The organism is Tenacibaculum geojense, from assembly GCF_042676005.1.
Lineage (GTDB): Bacteria > Bacteroidota > Bacteroidia > Flavobacteriales > Flavobacteriaceae > Polaribacter > Polaribacter geojense.
The window spans coordinates 1-4,918 of the sequence record NZ_JBHTJR010000008.1 but is presented as its reverse complement, the minus strand read 5'-3'; the positions used below and the strand labels follow the sequence as shown (position 1 = coordinate 4,918).

General features: G+C 29.4%; 5 protein-coding genes and 1 pseudogene. All 6 read left to right on the top strand.

What is annotated here, in order from left to right; all coding sequences use genetic code 11:
* Nucleotides 1-796 (top strand): annotated as a pseudogene (locus ACFQ1U_RS00510) (hypothetical protein); the annotation flags it as partial.
* Nucleotides 796-1,200 carry a hypothetical protein gene (locus ACFQ1U_RS00505; RefSeq protein WP_386104201.1) on the top strand — a complete coding sequence of 135 codons (405 nt, stop codon included), beginning with the start codon at nucleotides 796-798 and terminating at the stop codon, nucleotides 1,198-1,200. The pseudogene ACFQ1U_RS00510 and the gene ACFQ1U_RS00505, both read left to right, overlap by 1 nt.
* 156 nt (nucleotides 1,201-1,356) lie before the next feature.
* Complete coding sequence (locus tag ACFQ1U_RS00500) at nucleotides 1,357-1,824, top strand: barstar family protein (protein ID WP_386104199.1); 468 nt, start codon at nucleotides 1,357-1,359, stop codon at nucleotides 1,822-1,824.
* A 186-nt stretch (nucleotides 1,825-2,010) separates the two neighbouring features.
* Nucleotides 2,011-2,679, top strand: a complete 669-nt coding sequence (locus ACFQ1U_RS00495; protein WP_386104196.1) for a hypothetical protein — start codon at nucleotides 2,011-2,013, stop codon at nucleotides 2,677-2,679.
* Nucleotides 2,680-2,893: 214 nt separating this feature from the next.
* On the top strand, nucleotides 2,894-3,421 hold the full coding sequence (locus ACFQ1U_RS00490) for a nucleoside monophosphate kinase (protein ID WP_386104195.1): 528 nt from the start codon (nucleotides 2,894-2,896) through the stop codon (nucleotides 3,419-3,421).
* Between the two features lie 203 nt (nucleotides 3,422-3,624).
* The gene (locus tag ACFQ1U_RS00485; RefSeq protein ID WP_386104193.1) at nucleotides 3,625-4,842 is read left to right on the top strand and encodes a hypothetical protein; all 1,218 of its coding nucleotides are present in this window, start codon (nucleotides 3,625-3,627) and stop codon (nucleotides 4,840-4,842) included.
* Nucleotides 4,843-4,918: the final 76 nt, after the last annotated feature.

Below are 4,918 nucleotides of genomic sequence, written 5' to 3'. Positions count from 1 at the left end.
AACTAATGATGAACCTGATAATTTTGACGACCCTATTGTGGTTATTCCTCTTGAAAAACCAGAAAAACCTGATTTTGATGAGCAGATATTCATTGACCAAGAGTTTAAGAATAATCCTTGTTTAAAATCTGTTTATCATGCTATGGGAAAAGCATCAACATTTATGAATTATCTCAAAAACTTTGAACCTGAATTTTCTGTGGCTCATTTACGATTTTCTTCTAGTACATCTTTAGCCAATAACATTAATGCAGAAACTAGTCCGCCAAATAACTATCTAATAACAATAACATTCAATGAGAATAATTTAGATAGACCAAGTCTTTCAGTTGCTAGAACAATGATTCATGAGATTATTCATGCGGAAATTTTCAGAAAATTATTAAGTGCAGCTAACCAACCTAACCTTAATTATTCACAATATACAGACGAAGAGTGGCGTAATTTCATAATCAATCTAAGGAATAACTTTGAAGGGATATATGATTATTATTTAAGGTGGAGATGGAATGTTCCTGCAGGACAAACACCTTCAGACGCTCAACATGAAGCAATGGCACAACATTATAGAGATATTATTAAACAAACCTTAATGGAATATGACGCCAATCAGACAGATGCTACATACGAAGCATTAGCATGGACTGGTTTAATGGGTTCAGGAACTTTTGATTCAACCACAGGTTTATATTCAAACTCAACAGTTGCTTGGACTAATTTAAGTCAACAAGAAAGATTGAATATTATCACTACAATAAATACTTTTAATTCATCTAATCCAAATTGTCAGAACTAATGAAAAAATTAAACTTTTTAATATTTGTATTTGTAATTATAACAAGTTGTACAAATAAAAGCAATGAAGCTCAACTTAATGAAAAAATAGATAAATTCAAGGATTCTCATGAAAAATTAATAGCAGAATTTGATTCAATAAATAATTATTATATAACACCTTTTAGAATTTACGAAAATATTGTGCTTAAAGAAAAAGAAAGCAATCCAGACTCTATTATAAAAAGATATAAAAAGTTAATAAAAAATTATCCAAACTCATTTTGGAAACATGAATCCGAAAGAAGAATTGAAAATATTAAGAAAAGAAAAAAATATTGGACAGAAAAAAATGGTTGGAAATTTGACGACATTCCAAAAAAACCAAATTATGATGAACAAATAATTAGTTGTCCTGGATGCTAAATAATACTGCCTACAACAACGTATAAACATAATAAGGGTTAAAGGCTAAAAGCAATGGTTATTTTTGTATTTGTAAAAGTAATTTATATATCAAATAATGGCATACAAATCCCTTGCTACGCTTATACAAAACCGTTGTAGGTAATTTAAGAAACCGTGATAATACGAAAAGAAATTAAGGACGATAATGAGCTTTACTTGTATTTCAATGACAAATTGATTTACAAAAGATGGTTGAATTATGGATATTCAAAAGTGTTTGACAAAATGGCTTATGGAAGAGACACTTTCGTTAGTATTATTGAAGATGAAAACGGAAAAATTCGACATCGCAGAAAGATTTTCATAAACGGAGAATTTTGCGAAACAAAAAAAGACTTTTGGAATAAATACGTAGCGGAAATTGACTCTGAATCTGGAAAATTATTCGGAAAGAATCTTGACGCTTTTAATGACGCAATAACAGCGGAAGGACCTGGGTTTCCGGGAGATTGTATAATTGAAATTATCGGAACTGAAAAACTTGAAAAAGTATTTGGAAAAGAAGATTTTGACTTTATAATCGGACTATTGAAAGATGCGGAATTTGTTGACCTGATAATTGAAAAAGAAAATATTGAATAAAAACTACCTACAACAATGTATAACCGCAATTACGGCGGATTCGACTACGTCCGAATCCACTCGGAATTGCTAACGCTAGTGATTAAAAGAAAATTATAACTAACTTAACCCGCAACTGACGGTTATACGAAACCGTTGTAAGCAAGCTGAAAAATGAAAAATACAATACAAATTTTGACATTTTTAATGTCATTAATTTCTTATGGTCAAGACAATTCTATATTAAAAGAAAATGGTAATACGCTTAAAAGTATAATTCCGAACAGTTGGAATATATTGGATTCTAAAACAGGTGATTTAAATCAAGATGGAATTTCAGATTTAGTCTTTGTTATTCAAAATACAGACAAAAGTAATATCAGATTAAATAATGGACTTGGAAATAATACGATTGACTTAAACCCAAGAATTCTAGGTATTTATTTTGGAGATAAGTCAGGAAAATTTACTAAAAGATTAGTCTCTAAAGATTTTATTATTCTTCGAGATTCACCAACAATGGATGAACCTTTCGAAGGTATTTCAATTACTAAAAAAGGAGTTTTAAACATTAATTTTAGATTTTGGTATAGCGCTGGAACTTGGACTATGTCTAATCACAAATATAAATTTAGATTTCAAGGTAATGAATTTGCTTTAATCGGATATGATTCAAATGAAGCGCACAGAGCGACAGGAGAAACGACTGATTATAGCATTAACTTCTTGAGTAAAAAAATGAAAATAACTAAAGGTAATTTCTCAAAAGATGAGTCTGATTCAATTGAATGGAAAAAATTTAATTTAAAGAAATTAATGACTATAAGAACAATTAAAAAACCTTTTGAATCAGAATTTGAAGGAATATATCTTTGAAAAAGCCAGCTTACAACAATGGCTATAATTAATACGGGTTTTGGTGTTTAATCAAAAGTTTAGTGTATTTTTATAAGGTCGTCAAATCATTTCGATTTGACTTTTGAATAAGAAAAAATAAAAGCAAACAAAATGCTTCGTCTTAGTGCTTAATCGGAAAGCCTCCGCTTCCCTATTCCCGCACTAATCATAGCCGAAGCCGTTAGCATTAATTATGAAAGTAGCCTTCATTTATAAGTATGATTTATTTAAATATTTCCCTTCAATTGAAGAAACTCTTAAAGACAAAAATGATATTAACATAATAACTGGAAATCGCCTTAGAAAAGAAGTCCTATCAATTGAATCTGAATTTTCTAAAAAGTTCAATTATTATATTGACAACGGAAAATTAATGCCAAATGAATTATGGGTTCCTTTTTTTAGTAGTTTATGTGTTGAAAAAGAACTAAATGTTTATTGTGGTTTAGTTGGGAATCTTGAGCAATTTAAATTGTTCGAAAGCTATTGTAATGAAAATCAAATTAAAATTGAGTTTATAAAATACTATAAGATTAAAAACATCCTAAAAGTTCAAAATATTCTCGAAGAAAAAAATCCTGAAAATTTAGACTTTTACAGAGAGGTATTAGAAAAGCGTATCACTGAATACAATAGTAGAATTGAACAAATACTAAAATATGTAGATTCCAAATATAAAGTAGAATATTTGGATTACTTTGATAACGCATCAAACAACTAATGCTAACATAGGCTATAATTAATACGGGTTTTGGTGTTTAATCAAAAGTTTAGTGTATTTTTATAAGGTCGTCAAATCATTTTGATTTGACTTTTGAATAAGAAAAATAAAAGCAAACAAAATGCTTCGTCTTAGTGCTAAATCGGAAAGCTTCCGCTTCCCTATTCCCGCACTAACCATAGCCGAAGCCGTTGTGTGTAATTATGAAAATGACATTCAGAACAATAAATATCATTCTATTTATATTTTGTTTCAATCCATTATTTGGACAAACAAATGTGCTTATTCCGAATAAAGGAATTGAAGGAATATCTATTTTGATTGACTCTTCAACAATTTTGGATGTAATCGAAATTTATGGAACTGATTATACTATATCCGAAAAGACCTTAATTACAAATTATCGTTATGACAAAATCGGTCTGACTTTTCAAATTGCCCCTTATGACAAAAACAAAATTGTAAGGTCAATTTCGGTTCAATCACCATTTAAGGCTAAAACAAAAAACGGAATTGTACTAAATGAAAGTACAATGAAAGATGTTTGGAATACATACAATGACAAAGGTTGTTTCACTTCGAAAACTTATGCTTGGAACACTCAAAATGGAATTTCTTACTATATCAAAAAAGACCCAAATGAAAAAGGCTATGATACAGAAGAGAAAATATTCAAAATAGAAATAAACAATGATGACGATTTTGGAATTTCGTCAAAAACTAACTTTAAGTTTAACAATGAGCCTGTAAAAGAGAAATTAAACAGTTTGATAGCAATTCTTAAATCGGATAATTTCAACTTTCAAAAATTGGACAGCCTCTGGAATAAAGAAAAAATTACCGAAAAAGAACCTTATGGACTTGAAAAACGGACAAGCTTTAATAGAAATATTGAGAACAACTTAATCCAAGAAAGCTCTGAATTATGGCTTGTAGGTAGTTCTTACAGTCTCAATATAATTAAATCAGATAATGAATTAGTTTATTTAAAACTAACGGATAATAACGAACAAAAAACACTAATTGAAAGAACAGAAAACTCGGAATTGGAGAACACTAATTTTGATGTTTACACTTATGGTACATTTTGCGGAATCGCAGGAACACCACCAGACAAATGTCAAAGAATGCTTGACTTAGTAAATGCAAATAATTACAACCAATTAGCACTTTGGTTAAAATCTATAAATCCCGAAATCGCTACTTATGGTTACATCGGACTTGAATTTCTAAAGAAAAAAGGAATTAAAATTGCGAATTCGGAATTTGAAAGAATAGCAGAATTAAGTGAATCTGAAATACGACTTAATACTTGTCAAGGTTGCATTTTTGGAGTTACGGAACAGATAAAAGACGTTTTAAAAAATAAAAATATTAACCAAATATATCGTTCGTTTCAACAAAGCGGATGGATAAAATAACTACACACAACGGTTTCGTATAACCGTCATTTACGGGTTAAATTAGCGATTATTTTGGGATTAAACACTAGCCTTA